16 protein-coding genes and 1 riboswitch are annotated in these 15,501 nt (G+C 58.6%); of the genes, 4 read left to right on the top strand and 12 right to left on the bottom strand.

Annotated elements, in window-relative coordinates:
• Window positions 1–4 precede the first annotated feature (4 nt).
• From IM739_RS03250 to IM739_RS03195, 12 genes are all read right to left on the bottom strand, one after another.
• Entirely contained in the window at window positions 5–286 is a 282-nt protein-coding gene (locus IM739_RS03250) for a DUF2160 domain-containing protein (protein ID WP_237369807.1), read from the bottom strand.
• Window positions 287–296: 10 nt separating this feature from the next.
• Window positions 297–1,115 carry a carbohydrate ABC transporter permease gene (locus IM739_RS03245; protein WP_007602813.1) on the bottom strand — a complete coding sequence of 273 codons (819 nt, stop codon included), beginning with the start codon at window positions 1,113–1,115 and terminating at the stop codon, window positions 297–299.
• Window positions 1,116–1,128: 13 nt separating this feature from the next.
• On the bottom strand, window positions 1,129–1,998 hold the full coding sequence (locus tag IM739_RS03240) for a carbohydrate ABC transporter permease (RefSeq protein WP_237369806.1): 870 nt from the start codon (window positions 1,996–1,998) through the stop codon (window positions 1,129–1,131).
• Window positions 1,998–3,071, bottom strand: coding sequence for an ABC transporter ATP-binding protein (locus IM739_RS03235; protein WP_237369805.1), 1,074 nt, complete (start codon window positions 3,069–3,071; stop codon window positions 1,998–2,000). The genes IM739_RS03240 and IM739_RS03235 overlap by 1 nt, the downstream gene beginning before the upstream one ends.
• A gap of 13 nt (window positions 3,072–3,084) precedes the next feature.
• Window positions 3,085–4,167, bottom strand: coding sequence for an ABC transporter ATP-binding protein (locus IM739_RS03230; RefSeq protein ID WP_237369804.1), 1,083 nt, complete (start codon window positions 4,165–4,167; stop codon window positions 3,085–3,087).
• Between the two features lie 47 nt (window positions 4,168–4,214).
• Window positions 4,215–5,726: a glycerol-3-phosphate dehydrogenase gene (glpD, locus tag IM739_RS03225; RefSeq protein ID WP_237369803.1), complete on the bottom strand. Its 1,512-nt coding sequence runs from the start codon at window positions 5,724–5,726 to the stop codon at window positions 4,215–4,217.
• Between the two features lie 89 nt (window positions 5,727–5,815).
• Entirely contained in the window at window positions 5,816–6,607 is a 792-nt protein-coding gene (locus IM739_RS03220) for a DeoR/GlpR family DNA-binding transcription regulator (protein WP_237369802.1), read from the bottom strand.
• Between the two features lie 95 nt (window positions 6,608–6,702).
• Window positions 6,703–7,713 (bottom strand): FecCD family ABC transporter permease, encoded by a 1,011-nt coding sequence (locus IM739_RS03215; protein WP_237369801.1) that lies wholly within the window; start codon window positions 7,711–7,713, stop codon window positions 6,703–6,705.
• A gap of 85 nt (window positions 7,714–7,798) precedes the next feature.
• The gene (locus tag IM739_RS03210) at window positions 7,799–8,761 is read right to left on the bottom strand and encodes an ABC transporter substrate-binding protein (RefSeq protein WP_237369800.1); all 963 of its coding nucleotides are present in this window, start codon (window positions 8,759–8,761) and stop codon (window positions 7,799–7,801) included.
• 16 nt (window positions 8,762–8,777) lie between these two features.
• Entirely contained in the window at window positions 8,778–9,572 is a 795-nt protein-coding gene (locus tag IM739_RS03205; RefSeq protein ID WP_237369799.1) for an ABC transporter ATP-binding protein, read from the bottom strand.
• Window positions 9,569–9,976: a DUF1636 family protein gene (locus IM739_RS03200; RefSeq protein ID WP_237369798.1), complete on the bottom strand. Its 408-nt coding sequence runs from the start codon at window positions 9,974–9,976 to the stop codon at window positions 9,569–9,571. The genes IM739_RS03205 and IM739_RS03200 overlap by 4 nt, the downstream gene beginning before the upstream one ends.
• A 109-nt stretch (window positions 9,977–10,085) precedes the next feature.
• Window positions 10,086–10,316: riboswitch (cobalamin riboswitch) on the bottom strand.
• Window positions 10,317–10,673: 357 nt separating this feature from the next.
• A complete protein-coding gene (locus tag IM739_RS03195) occupies window positions 10,674–11,042 on the bottom strand; it encodes a hypothetical protein (protein ID WP_237369797.1) in 369 nt (122 codons plus the stop codon).
• A gap of 142 nt (window positions 11,043–11,184) precedes the next feature.
• Here IM739_RS03195 and IM739_RS03190 point away from each other — a divergent pair, with 142 nt between their 5' ends.
• From IM739_RS03190 to IM739_RS03175, 4 genes are all read left to right on the top strand, one after another.
• Window positions 11,185–12,138 (top strand): sugar-binding transcriptional regulator, encoded by a 954-nt coding sequence (locus tag IM739_RS03190; protein WP_237369796.1) that lies wholly within the window; start codon window positions 11,185–11,187, stop codon window positions 12,136–12,138.
• A 151-nt stretch (window positions 12,139–12,289) separates the two neighbouring features.
• On the top strand, window positions 12,290–13,603 hold the full coding sequence (locus IM739_RS03185) for an ABC transporter substrate-binding protein (protein WP_237369795.1): 1,314 nt from the start codon (window positions 12,290–12,292) through the stop codon (window positions 13,601–13,603).
• Between the two features lie 181 nt (window positions 13,604–13,784).
• Entirely contained in the window at window positions 13,785–14,657 is an 873-nt protein-coding gene (locus IM739_RS03180) for a carbohydrate ABC transporter permease (RefSeq protein WP_237369794.1), read from the top strand.
• Window positions 14,658–14,669: 12 nt separating this feature from the next.
• A complete protein-coding gene (locus IM739_RS03175; RefSeq protein ID WP_237369793.1) occupies window positions 14,670–15,494 on the top strand; it encodes a carbohydrate ABC transporter permease in 825 nt (274 codons plus the stop codon).
• Window positions 15,495–15,501 lie beyond the last annotated feature (7 nt).

The raw sequence follows: 15,501 nt of genomic DNA, 5'->3' as shown, positions 1-15,501 counted from the left end.
TGCTCTAGACGTAGCGGAACACGCCGATGGCGTAGACCACGGACAGAGCGAGAGCCCACCACAGGCTGGGTCCGACCAGACCAAGCCATGCGAGATGAATGAATGCCGAGCCGAGCAGCGACACGAAGAGCCGGTCGCCACGGGTCGTCTCGAAATGCAGAATGCCGACACGCGGGCTGCCTCCCGGGACAAGATATTCCCAGACCGCCATGGAGGCGATCAGCCCCAGGATCACCAGGAAGAAGATCGCGGTTGGCAACGTCCAGGCCATCCATGTGAAATCCATTGTAGCCTCCTCAGACGCGGCCCAGGGCAAAGCCCTTGGCGATGTAGTTGCGGACAAAATAGATCACCAAAGCACCGGGAATGATGGTCAGGACGCCGGCCGCGGCCAGAACGCCCCAGTCCATGCCCGACGCAGAGACCGTGCGCGTCATGGTCGCGGCGATCGGCTTGGCATCCGTCGTGGTCAGGGTGCGGGCAATCAGAAGCTCGACCCAGGAGAACATGAAGCAGAAGAAGGCGGCGACACCGATGCCGGACGCAATCAGCGGCATGAAGATCTTCACGAAGAATCTCGGGAAGGAATAGCCGTCGATATAGGCCGTCTCGTCAATCTCCTTCGGCACACCGGACATGAAGCCTTCCAGGATCCAGACGGCCAGCGGCACGTTGAACAGGCAGTGGGCGATGGCGACCGCGATATGCGTGTCGATCAGGCCAAAGGCCGAATAGAGCTGGAAGAAGGGAAGCGCGAAGACGGCCGGCGGCGCCATGCGGTTGGTCAGAAGCCAGAAGAACAGATGCTTGTCACCGAGAAAACGATAGCGCGAGAAGGCATAGGCTGCCGGCAGGGCCGCAGTCACCGAGATCAGCGTGTTTAAAACGACATAGATAATCGAATTGATATAGCCATTGTACCAGGATGGATCGGTGAAGATCACCATGTAGTTGCGGATCGTCGGATCCTGCGGCCAGAGCGAAAAGGCACCGAGGATCTCGCCATTGCTCTTGAAGCTCATATTGACCAGCCAATAGATCGGCAGCAACAGAAACACGATGTAGATCGTCGGGACCAGAAAGCCGAAGCTTGATCGGTTATCGGAATTGCTCATCGGTCCTCCTCCCTTATTCGCCTTGGGCATCGCTGACGGTCATGACTGTGTAGAAGATCCAGGACAGGGCCAGGATAATCAGGAAGTAGATGATCGACATGGCCGCGGCTGGGCCCAGGTCGAACTGTCCGACCGCCATCTTGACGAGGTCGATCGACAGGAAGGTGGTCGAATTGCCGGGACCGCCGCCAGTGACGACGAAGGGCTCGGTGTAGATCATGAAACTGTCCATGAAGCGCAGCAGGACGGCGATCAGCAGCACGCGTTTCATCTTCGGCAGCTGGATGAAGCGGAAGACAGACCAGCGCGAGGCACCATCAATCTTGGCGGCCTGATAATAGGCGTCGGGGATGGATACGAGGCCGGCATAGCAGAGCAGCACGACAAGACTTGTCCAGTGCCAGACATCCATCACGATGACGGTGATCCAGGCATCGATCGGGTTCTGGGTGAAATTGTAGTCGATGCCCAAAGCGCTCAGCGTATAGCCAAGGAGCCCGATATCGACACGACCGAAGACCAGCCAGATCGTGCCGACGACGTTCCAGGGAATGAGAAGTGGCAAGGCCATCAGAACGAGGCAGACCGGGACGCCGAGGCCCTTTTTCGGCATGTTGAGCGCGATGAAGATGCCAAGCGGCACCTCGATCGCCAGGATGATCATCGAGAAAATCAGGTTGCGTGCCAGCGCGTCCCAGAAACGGGCCGAGGACAGGATTTCGGTGAACCAGTCCGTACCGGCCCAGAAGAACTCGTTGTTGCCGAAGGTATCCTGTACCGAATAGTTGACAACGGTCATCAGCGGTATGACTGCGGAGAAGGCCACCAGCACAAGCACCGGAATGACCATGAACCAGGCTTTGTTGTTCCAGGTCTTGTTCATCACTTGGCCTCCATGCCAACACGCCAGCTGTCGGCATAGATGCCGATCGCCTGGGGTACGAATGTCACCTTCGGATCCGCGGGAATGTCGGTATCCTCTGCAACGACGATCGACATCGGATGATCGCAGAAACGTGTGCGAATGATCTTCTGGCGGCCGATATCCTCGACCTTTGAAATCGAGATCGGCATGCCCTCGCGTGCGAGGCGGACGAATTCGGGACGAATGCCAAGCTCGATCCTGGACTGGCCGGACAGTATCGGCGCTCCCGGAAGCGCAATCGACTGGTCACCAACGGTCGCGGTTGCACCATTCACGGCAGCGGGCAGGACATTCATTCCCGGCGAACCAATGAAATAGCCGACGAATGTATGGCTGGGCTTCTCGAACAATTCGGCCGGCGTGCCGATCTGGACAATCTGACCATCGTACATCACCACGACCTTGTCGGCGAAAGTCAGCGCCTCGGTCTGGTCGTGGGTGACATAGACCATGGTAAAACCGGACTGACGATGCAGACGCTTCAGCTGGGAGCGCAGCACCCATTTCATGTGCGGGTCGATAACCGTCAGAGGCTCGTCGAACAGGATCGCGTTGACATCGGCGCGAACCAGGCCGCGACCAAGCGAAATCTTCTGCTTCTGGTCCGCTGTCAGGCCCTGAGCGGTCTTCCTGGCCATGGCGGCGAGATCGGTCATTTCGAGGATCTCGGTGACGCGCCGATGAACCTGATCTTCCGGCACATGCCGATTGCGCAAGGGAAAAGCCAGATTGTCATAGACGCTCATCGTGTCGTAAACGACCGGGAACTGGAACACCTGGGCGATGTTGCGGGCCTGGGTGGACAGATGGGTCACGTCCACGCCATCGAACAGAATCTTGCCGTCCGACGGATTGATCAGGCCGGAAATGATGTTGAGCAGGGTCGTCTTGCCGCAGCCGGACGGCCCGAGCAGAGCATAGGCCCCGCCGTCAGCCCATTCGTGATGAACTTCCTTGAGCGCGTAGTCACCCGCGGCCCGGGCGGCGGGCGAATAGGCGTGGCGGATATGGTCGAGATTGATGCGTGCCATGTCGCGCCTCCCCTCACGCGGCCATGCTGGCATGGGCGAGCAAGGAGCGGCCTTGCGCGTCGAACGCCATCAGGTGACGGGTGTCGATATAGACATCGATTTCCTTGTCCGGATCGATGTCGTGAATGCCATGCGCCAGGATGACCCAGCGCGCACCGGCAAATTCGACGTGGATGAAGCTTTCCGATCCGGCGATTTCCGACACCAGGGTCCTGGCCCGCAAGGGCTTCGCGGCATGGGAATTTGCAGAAAGAGACAGATGATGCGGGTGGAAGGCGACCGTGACCGGCCCATCGGCAATCGCTGCAAGATGCGCTGGAACGTCCAGCACATGACGGCCTGCCAGCAGGAACTGCTGACCCGATTTCACCAGAGACAGGGTATTCAGCGGCGGGTCGGCGAAGGTCTTTGCCGTCAAAAGATCGACCGGCTGTCGATAGATTGCGATGGTCTCGCCAAACTGTGTGACACGCCCTTCGCTCAGGGTTGCCGTATTGCCACCCAGCAGCAAAGCCTCCGAAGGTTCGGTGGTCGCATAAACGAAGATCGCACCGGATTGGGCAAAGATCTTGGGAAGTTCTTCGCGCAACTCCTCACGGAGCTTGTAGTCCAGGTTGGCCAGAGGCTCGTCGAGCAGCACGAGTGTCGCCTTCTTCACGAGGGCGCGGGCGAGCGCCGTCCGCTGCTGCTGGCCACCGGAAAGGCTGAGTGGCGTGCGTTGAAGATAGGGCGTCAGCCTCAGAAGGTCCGATGCCTTGTGGACCTCGCGGTCTATGGTGGCGGCATCCTTGCCGGCAATGCGCATCGGCGAGGCGATGTTTTCATACACCGTCAGGGCCGGATAATTGATGAATTGCTGGTACACCATAGCGACATTGCGCTGCTGCACAGGCTGACCTGTCACATCGACACCGTCGACATGGATCGTCCCGGATGTCGGCTTGTCCAGCCCGGCCATCAGCCGCATCAGGGATGTCTTGCCCGAAAGCGTCGGCCCGAGCAGCACGTTCAGCGAGCCCCGCTGCAACGTCAGGTCGGTCGGGTAAATGTGGTAATCACCACCCGCCATTTTCGAGATGTTCTTCAGTTCCAACATATTTCCTCAGGCCTCCTCCAAACCTTCGGCAATCCGGGATAGCGCGGCTAGGTCGCCGCGACGGCCCCCAGATATTCCTCCAGTCCCCGCGCCTCTTCCGGCGACAGGAACAGCCCCTGTTTCGTTCGGCGCCACAGCACATCCTCGGCCGTGACCGCCCACTCGTTTTCCATCAACCAGCGCAGTTCGCACTCGTAGAGACTTCCGCCGAAATGACGGCCCAGATCCTCGGTCTTGGCCGCATTTCCGAGAATTGTTTTTGCATCCGTACCGTAACAACGGATCAAGCGTTCCGCGTGACGGCGGTCAAGAAACGGATAAAGACGGACAAGGTCCTGCACCAGCGTGTCATAACCGGTGACAAGGAAATCGCCACCCGGCAACCGGCTGTTTGCGGTCCAGGCATTGCCCCTGACGCCAATCGCTTCGCCGATTTTCTCCAAGGCATGTTCGGCAAGACGACGATAGGTCGTCAGCTTGCCGCCAAATACATTGAGCAGCGGCGAGCCGTCGTCTGCCATCTCGAGCTTCAAGACGTAGTCGCGCGTCGCTTCCTGCGCCTTGGAAGCACCATCGTCGAACAGGGGACGCACGGCCGAATAGCTCCAGACGATATCGCCCGGCACGACCGGTTCCCTGAAATACTCACTCGCCGCATTGCAGAGATAGTTTATCTCTTCCTCGCTGATCTTCACATCCTTCGGATCATCGGTGTAGTCACGATCCGTTGTGCCGATCAGGGTAAAGTCGCCTTCATACGGTATCGCGAAAATGATGCGATTGTCCGGGTTCTGGAAGAAATAGGCGCGAGTGTCGGTGAATTTCTTGCGAACAATGATGTGACTGCCCTGCACGAGGCGAACATTGTGCACATTGTTGCGACCGACGGCGCCGGCGAGAACCTGGTCAACCCAGGGGCCTGCAGCGTTTACCAGCATGCGGGCGCGATGCATGGTCGTCGCTCCATTGCCCTTTGCCTTGGTGGTAATGACCCAGACACCACTCTCGCGATGTGCAGAAACCACCCGGGCGCGACTGAAAATCCTCGCGCCGCGATTTTGCGCATCACGGGCGTTCAGCACGACCATGCGCGCATCATCGACCCAGCCGTCGGAATATTCAAAGGCCTTGGAAAAGATCGGCTTCAACGGCTTGCCTGCCTGATCGTGGCGAAGATCCAGGGTCTTCGTTGCCGGAAGCAGCTTTCGACCGCCAAGATGATCATAGAGAAACAGGCCGAGACGGATCAGCCAGGCCGGGCGAATGCCGCCCTTTTGAAACGGCAGGACAAACCTGAGCGGCCAAATCACATGCGGCGCCATTGCCCAGAGCACTTCCCGCTCCATCAGCGCTTCGCGCACCAGGCGAAATTCATAATGTTCGAGGTAACGCAGACCGCCATGAATCAGCTTGGTCGCACCGGACGAGGTACCGGAGGCGAAATCGTTCATTTCGGCAAGAGCCACAGAATAGCCACGGCCAGCAGCGTCACGGGCGATGCCGCAGCCATTGATGCCGCCACCGATCACAAACAGATCGTAGATAGGCTCGTCCGTCATCATCCCCCCGTATTTCGCGGCGCAGCATATATTGCGATTGCGAAAGCACGATTATCTAAAATGAAATCAAAACGAATGTCAAACGAAAGTTAATTCGATTGTTCAAGGTCAATGTCCGACGGGGTCGTCTCGATCAGTTGCACCTCCCTGTCCAGGCAGATAGCCCGGACGTTCTGGGAGGGACAATGATCGGTGATAAAGGTGTGAACCTGTGATATATGGCCGATCCGGACGGGTGCCGTGCGTTCGAACTTGGAGGCATCGGAAACAAGGACGACATGGCGGGCATTGGCGATGATGGCCTGCGCAACCTTCACTTCGCGAAAATCGAAATCCAGCAGCGCGCCATCCTCATCGATGGCCGAAACACCGATGACCGCAAAATCGACCTTGAACTGGCGGATGAAGTCGACCGCTGCCTCACCGACGATGCCCCCATCGGCACCACGGACAACACCGCCTGCGATGACGACCTCGATCGAGGGATAAACGCGCAACCGATTGGCCACATTGATGTTATTTGTGATTACCATCAGTTCCTTGTGGTCAACAAGCGCCTCCCCGACGGCCTCTGTCGTGGTGCCGATATTGATGAATAGGGAGGAATTGTCCGGGATGAGTGCAGCCGCTGCCCGGCCGATCGCCTGCTTTTCGATCGCCGCCATGGAGCGGCGCGCCTCGTACTTAACGTTTTCATTTCCATTGGGAAAAACGGCGCCACCGTGAATGCGGTTGAGCGCTCTCGTGTCACAAAGATCGTTTAGATCCTTGCGGATGGTCTGCGGCGTGACGGCAAAACGCGCGGCGAGCTCATCGACCAGGACGCGGCCCTGCTCCTTCGCAATTGCCATGATTTCAGCCTGGCGTGCAGAAAAAATCATCGTCCCCTCCCCGTTTTTCGTTTTGCTTCATCCTAGGCCAAAACGAAAATGGAGCAATAGGCGGTGAGGAATCGACGCCAGAATCTGGCTCGCGCCTATCGGCGACGTAGTAAAACGATGAACGCAACACCGCCCACCAGGCCGGTAACAACGCCGATCGGCATGTCTTCCGGAGCCATGGCGACGCGGGCGGCGATATCGGCAAGGATCAGCACGATCGCGCCGACAAAAGCGGACAGTGGAATGACGCGAACATTGTCGCCGCCTCCAACCAGGCGGACGACATGGGGGATCAGCAGCCCGACAAAGCCGATAGCGCCAGAAAAGGCCACCATGACACCTGTCAGAAGCGCCGTGATGACGAACAGTTGCGCCCGAAACCGCGCGACGGGTATGCCCAGAGTTGCCGCAGTCTCGTCTCCCATGGCGAGCGCATTGATTTCGCGCGCTCGCAGCATCAGCCAGCCCAGAGACAGAGCAAGCGCCAGCGCGGGATAAAGCAGGTGTGACCACTGCGCGAGGCCCAACCCACCCAACATCCAGAAAACCACGGTATGCGCCGCGCGCGGATCGCCGAGGAAAATTGTGAGGTTGCCGAGCGCGGTCGCGACAAAGGCGACCGCGACACCCGAGAGCACAAGCCGGTCGGCAGCAGCCCCCGAATAGCGGGTGACCGCCATGACAGCCAGCGTTGCGCAGAGCGCACCGATGAAGGCAAACAGTGGTACGGTGACGAGCCCGAAGATCAGTCCTGTATGCAGCAGGGCAACGATCGCCCCCAGCGCGCCGCCCGAGGAGACGCCGAGCAAATGTGGGTCTGCCAATGGATTGCGCGTAACCGCCTGGAGGACAGCACCAACGACGGCCAGACCCGCGCCGACGAGACCAGCAAGGATCACGCGTGGGAAGCGCACATCCCAGACAATACTTTCGCGGCCGGGCGACCAAGTCGCCTCGACGATGCCGGGATGAAGCTTGTTGGCGACAATCGACCAGACCGTGGTGAACGGGATGGGTGCGGCTCCGAAGGATACACCGGCCGTCAGGCACAAGCCCATCGCCGCGACGGCAAGCACCGCCCATATCAACATCCTGCTACCCGTCATCACATGCCAATCTTATCGATAAAATGTGCATCACCGGACGCGTTGAAGCCCGATGATGCAGCGTGTTCGCGGCCAAGTAGGCTGCCTACATATTGCGGGGATGCAGCACATCAGCCAGTCGGCCGATGCCATCGATATTCCGCGGTCCCGGTGTCGCCTCGACGTATTCCAGAACCACGAAACGGTTCTGCTTCACCGCATCGAGATTTTTGAAGGCCGGGTTTTCCTTCATGAAGGCAATCTTCTGATCGGCCGTCACATCGCCATAGTTGACGATGACGATCACTTGCGGATTGCGTTCGATGACCGGCTCCCATGAGATTTCCGTCCAGCTTTTCTCAACATCATCCATAATGTTGACGCCGCCGGCGGCCTCGATCATCGCAGTGGGAATTCCGTACCGGCCGGAGGTGAACGGCTTCTCCGTGCCTGAATCATAGACGAAGACGCGGACCGGCTCCTTCACCTCGCCGATACGGTTTCGGATCTCGGCCAAGCTACTTTCATAGCCGGCTACAAGCTCATTGGCGCGATCTTCGACGCCGAAGATCTTGCCGAGATTGACGAGATCGACAAACATATCGTTCATCGTCGGCTTGTCCTTTGCCATGATGTGAATGCAGGATTCCGTCAGTTCGTAAACCTTGATCTTGAAGGCATCGAGCGTCTCCGGGGTAACTTCGCCGCCCACTTTCATGCCGTAATTCCAACCGGCGAAATAGAAGTCGGCGTCGGCATTCAACAACACCTCCTTGGTCGGATATTTGGGTGACAGTTCGGGTAGCTCCTTGACGCCCTGCCTGATTTTTTCGTCCAGGGTCTTCCAGCCGGAGACGCCGGTGTAGCCAGCCATGTGGTCCTGAAGCTTCAATGCCAGCATCATCTCGGTCAGATTGACGTCGTTGGAAACTGCACGGCTTGGTGCGGCCTCGAATGTGACATCGCGGTTGCAACTCTTGACGGTCACCGGATAGGCAAGCGCCGAACTGGCGAACAGGGCGGAAACGAGGAAACCTGCGGTGGATGCGGCCAAGCGTCGGTAAGACATGTAAAATCCTTTTAAATCAGACTGTTTCGAGTGAAAACGAGAAGCGTGCCGTTCCGTTACCCGGCACCGGATGGGCCGTGGCCGCCACGCCGAAAGTGGCCGACACGGCATGGGATGTCAGAACATTGTCCGGCGTTCCGAACGCGGTCATGCGGCCATCGCGCATCAGCGCAACATGCGTTGCGAAATCACCGGCCAGGTTGATGTCGTGCAGCGTGGTGATGATGGTGAGCTTGAGCGTGCGCAACAGATTGAGAATCTCGAGCTGATGACGGATGTCGAGATGGTTGGTCGGCTCATCGAGAATGATGATCTCGGGCTTCTGGGTGAGAGCGCGGGCAACCAGCACGCGCTGCTTCTCGCCTCCCGACAGGGTGGAAAACTGGCGCGCGGCAAGATGCCTGAGATTCAGGTGTTCAAGCGCATGGGCAACCTCCTGGCGATCCTCGTCGGTCCAGCCGGTCAGGCCTTCGCGCCAGGGAATACGCCCCATCAACACCACGTCGCGAACGCTGAATGGAAAGTCTGCCGGCATCTCCTGGAGCACCACCGCAATCCGGCGCGCAACCTGCCGGGAACCGATTTGCCAGATGTCTTCACCGCCGACCTCGACCTTTCCCTCCCGCGGTGAGACGCCACGATACAGGCAGCGCAAAAGCGACGTCTTTCCAGCTCCATTCGGACCTATGATCGCAAGCCGATCTCCGGCATCCAGGGCGAAATTGACCCCTCGCACGAGAAAGTGGCCCGGTTTCGGCCCCCAGCCGAGATTGGAGACGGTGATTGATGTACCGGTCGCATCGCAGCTCACTGGAGACGCTCCCCAGACCGTTCAGAGACAAGAACGGAGGCCGGGATGCGCGCAAGAACCTTGCCGCCGAGCCCGCGGGGACGCTCTGCCTCCCGGGTCATGCCGTCGGGCCGTTCGCCGTAAAGTTTGGCGAATTCCACCAACGCTTCGATATCGGCATCAGGCTCTATATCACCGAACAGATAAGTGGCCTTGCCGCTTGCCTGGAAAGCGATGGTGCAAGGTCTCCAGCAGCCCGCCATGCAGACCGTGCCTTCAACCGCAAAGTCACGATTGGCAGACGCATCCATCTTTGACAGACACGCATTCAGGTGAGCGAGGAGCTTCAGTCCGGGCCGGCAAGCCGTGCCGGTGATTCGGCAATCCGTACAAACGGTTACCGTGTGTTGTTTCGCAGGCGCCATAATTCTCCCCCGTCGGTTATCTCCGGAGGCAAAATGGCATTGCAAAAAAAGCGCACAGACGCGCTGCTTTCAAGCCAGATCTTTTCCATCGGAACACCCCGTCCGTTGCGGTTTCTCTTCTGTGACGGCAGGTCTCCTGGCTCGCGGATATCTGCTGTCCATCGGCCTTCCCACGAGTCAACTCGCAGTGGCCTGGCGCTTTCGCACCACGATGGACGGCAATCCGCTTACAGTTGCGGGGGCAGCCACGGTTTTGGTCCCAATTGGGTCTTCCGCACCGTGTTCCCTATTAATCCCCTTGGAGTCATCCAATTGGGGAACCGTCGATCCAATGCTTAGGGCCTGACGGGGCATTCGGTCAAGCCTGCACATGGTGAGCACCACCCAATCCTGCTTCGTTTCGTAATGTAATATCGTTACGTATATGTCGATCAGATATTTTGTCCAGCAGATTCTGAAGACGGAGCAATTCCAATGGCCGCCAAGCTGCCGACACCGGGCGGAGGTTCGCGATCAAGTTGCAAATAAACCTGGAGGAATGCCTTACCTTCGAAGAGCGCTCGTCAGCGGCGTGCTTTTCAAGCGACTTCCCTGATACGCCTCTCAAAATACGGGCGCAGACAGGTCCGCCAAGCATATCTTCCGGGGAAGAGAATAGGCACATTCGTACATTTGCAGGAGTAGCCGATTTTTTTGTTCAAGGCCGTGTTTCGATCTCTTTCGCCTCGGCCGCGTAGACGCGCGCGTCGCCAGGCTGTTCAATGCCTGTGGTCCGCACATGCAGCCCGACGAAGGCCGCATCGTCCAATCTGGTTGTCCAGGCTCTCACCGGCCGCGGGCTGGTCGCGATGATGGAACGAGAACTCAATCCTGCATGGCCGATCACCTGAGCAATCCGGACGAATTCACTATCCACCAACTGGCCGTAATGGTTCAGCGCGAAATCCCGACCAGCAAGGATGTGGTCGATCTTCGCTTGCCGATCGATGATCCACGGCGGCGGCAACCGGATATCCGCCGCGCCGGCGATCTTCTCGATTGGCGGCCTGAAATTCCCCTGGAACAAGGGCTTCGCCACACAATCGACTGGTTCACACAAATCATCAAACCTGCAGATTTACATCCTGCAGGGCTTGAGGCGGCTTCGGCAATTTGACAGTCGCGGTTAAAGTTGGCAGCACTGATCTGGAAAGGGTGGTCCAATCTCGATGGCAAAGCGACAAGAAGGTCAAACTCGGCTCGATGATGCGGCAAGAGCAGGCTGGCTGTATTATGTCGCCGGTCGAACCCAGGACGAGATCGCGGTTGCAATGGGCATCTCGCGCCAGAGCGCGCAAAGGCTCGTGTCCCTGTCGGTTGCCGAGAAGCTGATCAAGGTACGGCTCGACCATCCGATTGCCGCCTGCCTGGAACTCGGAGAGGCGGTCAAAGACAAATACGGTCTCAGGCATGTCGAAATCGTCCCCAGTGATCCGGCCTCCGATTCGGCAACGGTTGGCGTGGCGGAGGCCGGCGCCGCCGAACTGGAACGATGGCTGAAACAGCCCGACCCGCTGGTTATCGCCATGGGAACGGGACGTACGCTACGTGCCATGGTCGATCAGCTCTCGCCCATGGAATGTCCGCAGCACAAGATTGTCTCGCTGACCGGCAATATCAGTCCGGACGGATCGGCCGCCTATTTCAACGTCATCTTTTCGATGGCAGATGCGGTCAAGGCCCGACATTTCCCCATGCCGCTCCCGGTTATCGTATCTTCGCGAGAAGAGCGCGATCTTCTGCATCGCCAGCCGCTGGTCGCCCCGACGATCGAACTTGGCAAATCATCCAACGCCGCCTTCGTCGGTATCGGCGAGATGACGCTCAATGCACCGCTCCTGCTGGACGGCTTTCTGCAGCGAGACGAGATGGAGGCACTGCTGACGGCAGGCGCGACTGGTGAAATCTGTGGCTGGATCTTTGGGCCGGATGGCCGTCTGCTTGACGACCCGGTCAACGAGCGAGTGGCAAGCCTTGCCATTCCCTCGCGTGACACCTCGACCGTCATCGGCATGGCACGCGGCCAACGCAAACATGCCGCCATCCGCGCTGCGGCATGCGGCGGGCATATAAATGGGCTGATTACCGACGAAGACGCGGCCCGTTATCTGCTGAAGAATTGAGCGTTGCGATTAAATTAAATCCTGAAATTTCAATTGGCTGACTAATTCTTGCGGCATCGCAGCATGGAATGCCCATTGACTTTCCATGGCCATGAAGTGAGTAATTGCCCATGAGCAAAGCGAATGCTCAGTTCTCTTCTGGGAGGAAGACATGACATTGAAGACGATTTTGCTGGGCGCATGCTCAGCTCTCGCCCTTGCGGGCATGGCATCTGCCGAAACCCTCACCATTGCGACCGTGAACAATGGCGACATGATCCGCATGCAGGGTCTGACGTCCGAATTCACCGCGAAGAACCCCGACATCCAGGTCGAATGGGTCACGCTGGAAGAAAATGTCCTGCGCGAGCGTGTCACAACCGACATCGCCACCAAGGGCGGCCAGTACGACATCATGACCATCGGCACTTACGAAGTTCCGATCTGGGCAAAGCAGGGCTGGCTCCTGCCACTCGACAATCTCGGCGCTGACTATGACGTCGACGATCTGCTGCCAGCCATCCGTTCCGGTCTCACCGGCGACGACAACAAGCTCTATGCCGCACCGTTCTACGGCGAAAGCTCCATGGTCATGTATCGTCGCGACCTGATGGAAAAGGCCGGCTTGACCATGCCGGACGCGCCGACCTGGGAATTCATCGGCGAGGCAGCTCGCAAGATGACCGACCGCGAAGCCGGCATCAACGGGATTTGCCTTCGCGGCAAGGCCGGCTGGGGCGAGAACATGGCGTTCCTGACGGCAACGTCGAATGCTTTCGGCGCACGCTGGTTCGACGAGAACTGGAAGCCACAGTTCGACCAGCCGGAATGGAAAAACACGCTCGACATGTATGTGAAGCTGATGAACGACGCTGGCCCGCAGGGCGCTTCGTCGAACGGCTTCAACGAAAACCTGGCGCTTTTCCAGCAGGGCAAGTGCGGCATGTGGATTGACGCCACTGTCGCTGCCTCGTTCGTGACCAACCCGAAGGACTCGACGGTTGCCGACAAGGTCGGCTTCGCCTTGGCACCGGATACGGGTCTCGGCAAGCGCGGCAACTGGCTGTGGGCATGGAACCTTGCCATTCCGGCCGGTTCACAGAAGACCGCTTCTGCCGAAAAGTTCATTGCCTGGGCCACCGGCAAGGAATACGCGAACCTCGTCGCTTCCAAGGAAGGCTGGGCCAACGTTCCTCCGGGCACGCGCACCTCTCTCTACGAAAATGCCGAATATCAAAAGGCGGCTCCGTTCGCGAAGATGACGCTCGACAGCATCAACGCGGCTGATCCGAAGAACCCGACCGTCAAGCCGGTGCCTTATGTCGGCGTGCAGTTCGTCGCCATTCCCGAATTCCAGGGTCTTGGCACCACCGTCGGCCAGCTGTTCTCCGCAGCGCTTGCAGGCCAGATGTCGGTCGATGATGCTCTCGCACAGGCCCAGCAGGTCACCGAGCGCGAAATGACCCGCGGCGGTTACATCAAGTAATTTCCTCCCGAAGGAAATGAAGCCGCCCGGATTGCGATCCGGGCGGCGACACCAAAAGTCCAACGCGCCTCTCCTGCCGTTCGGCGCGGATGCTTCAGGCCATTTTGGCCGACACAAGAAAACGAGCTGACGCAGGCGGCCCAGACAGCCGCGCGTGTTGGCCATTAGGGTGGGTTCTTCCATGGCTACGCACAACACACGGACGCTGTCGCGTCTCATGATGGCGCCGTCCGTCGGTCTTCTTCTGGTCTGGATGATCGTTCCGCTGGCAATGACGCTGTGGTTCTCGTTCCAGAACTACAATCTGCTCAATCCGGGCAATGTCAGCTTCGCCGGACTGTTCAACTATAAATATTTCTATACCGATCCGGCCTTCTTCCAGTCGATCTGGAACACACTGCTGATCGTCGGTGGCGTTCTGTTGATCACCGTGGTCGGCGGGATTGCCATCGCCTTGCTGCTCGACCAGCCGATGTTCGGCCAAGGCGTAGTTCGCATTCTGATCATTTCGCCCTTTTTCGTCATGCCGCCGGTTGCCGCGCTGGTGTGGAAAAACATGATCATGCATCCCGGGTACGGCGTTCTGGCCGATATCAACAGGGCAATTGGCCTGCAGCCCGTCGACTGGTTCGCACAATATCCGTTGTTCTCGATCATCGTCATCGTCGCCTGGCAATGGCTTCCGTTTGCAACGCTCATCCTCCTGACTGCGCTGCAATCGCTTGACGGCGAACAGAAGGAAGCCGCCGAAATGGACGGGGCCGGCTTCATCAACCAGTTCATCTACCTGACCTTGCCGCATCTGGCGCGTGCGATCACCGTGGTTATCCTGATCCAGACGATCTTCCTGCTCGGTGTCTATGCAGAAATCCTCGTCACCACCAATGGTGGCCCGGGTTACGCCTCCACCAACCTGCCGTTCCTGATCTACCGCACCGCCCTGCTCGGCTACGACGTCGGCGGCGCATCGGCGGGCGGCATCATCGCAGTCATCCTCGCCAATATCGTCGCCTTCTTCCTGATGCGCGCCGTCGGCAAGAACCTCGACCGGTAAGGAGAAGACATCATGGCACGCGCAGTCTCGACCCAACGCAAGCTCGCCTTCACGGCCGTCGCCTGGATTCTCGCGATGGTGATCTTCTTCCCGATCCTCTACACGATCATCACGTCGCTAAAGACCGAGACGGAGGCAATCCAGGGCTTCCGGCTGATCCCGTCTTTCACGCTGGAAAACTTTGTCACGGTGCAGACGCAGCGTGACTATTTCAAGCCATTCATGAATTCCGTGATCCTCTCGGTCGGTTCGACGATCTTGGCACTTCTCGTCGCGATCCCGTCGGCCTGGGCCATGGCCTTTTCACCAACCAAGCGCACCAAGGACATCCTCATGTGGATGTTGTCGACCAAGATGATGCCGTCGGTCGCCGTGCTCGTGCCGATCTACCTGATCTTCCGCGACACCTCGCTGCTCGACACGCGCATCGGCCTCACCATCATGCTGATGCTGATCAACCTGCCGATCGTCATCTGGATGCTCTACACCTACTTCCGCGAGATCCCCGGTGAGATCCTCGAGGCCGCACGCATGGACGGTGCATCGCTTTGGGGCGAAATCGTTTACGTCCTCACGCCGATGGCGGTGCCCGGAATTGCCTCCACCATGCTGCTCAACATCATCCTCGCATGGAATGAGGCTTTCTGGACGATCCGTCTGACGACGACGAATGCGGCGCCACTGACAGCGTTCATCGCCTCCTTCTCCTCTCCACAAGGGCTTTTCTGGGCCAAATTGTCCGCCGCCTCGACACTGGCCATCGCCCCGATCGTGATCCTTGGCTGGTTCAGCCAGAAACAGCTTGTCCGCGGCTTGACCTTCGGCGCCGTCAAATAAGGAAGAC

Source organism: Rhizobium sp. SL42 (assembly GCF_021729845.1).
GTDB lineage: Bacteria > Pseudomonadota > Alphaproteobacteria > Rhizobiales > Rhizobiaceae > Allorhizobium.
The sequence above is the reverse complement of the archived record's forward strand: the minus strand, read 5'-3'. Positions and strand labels throughout refer to the sequence as shown.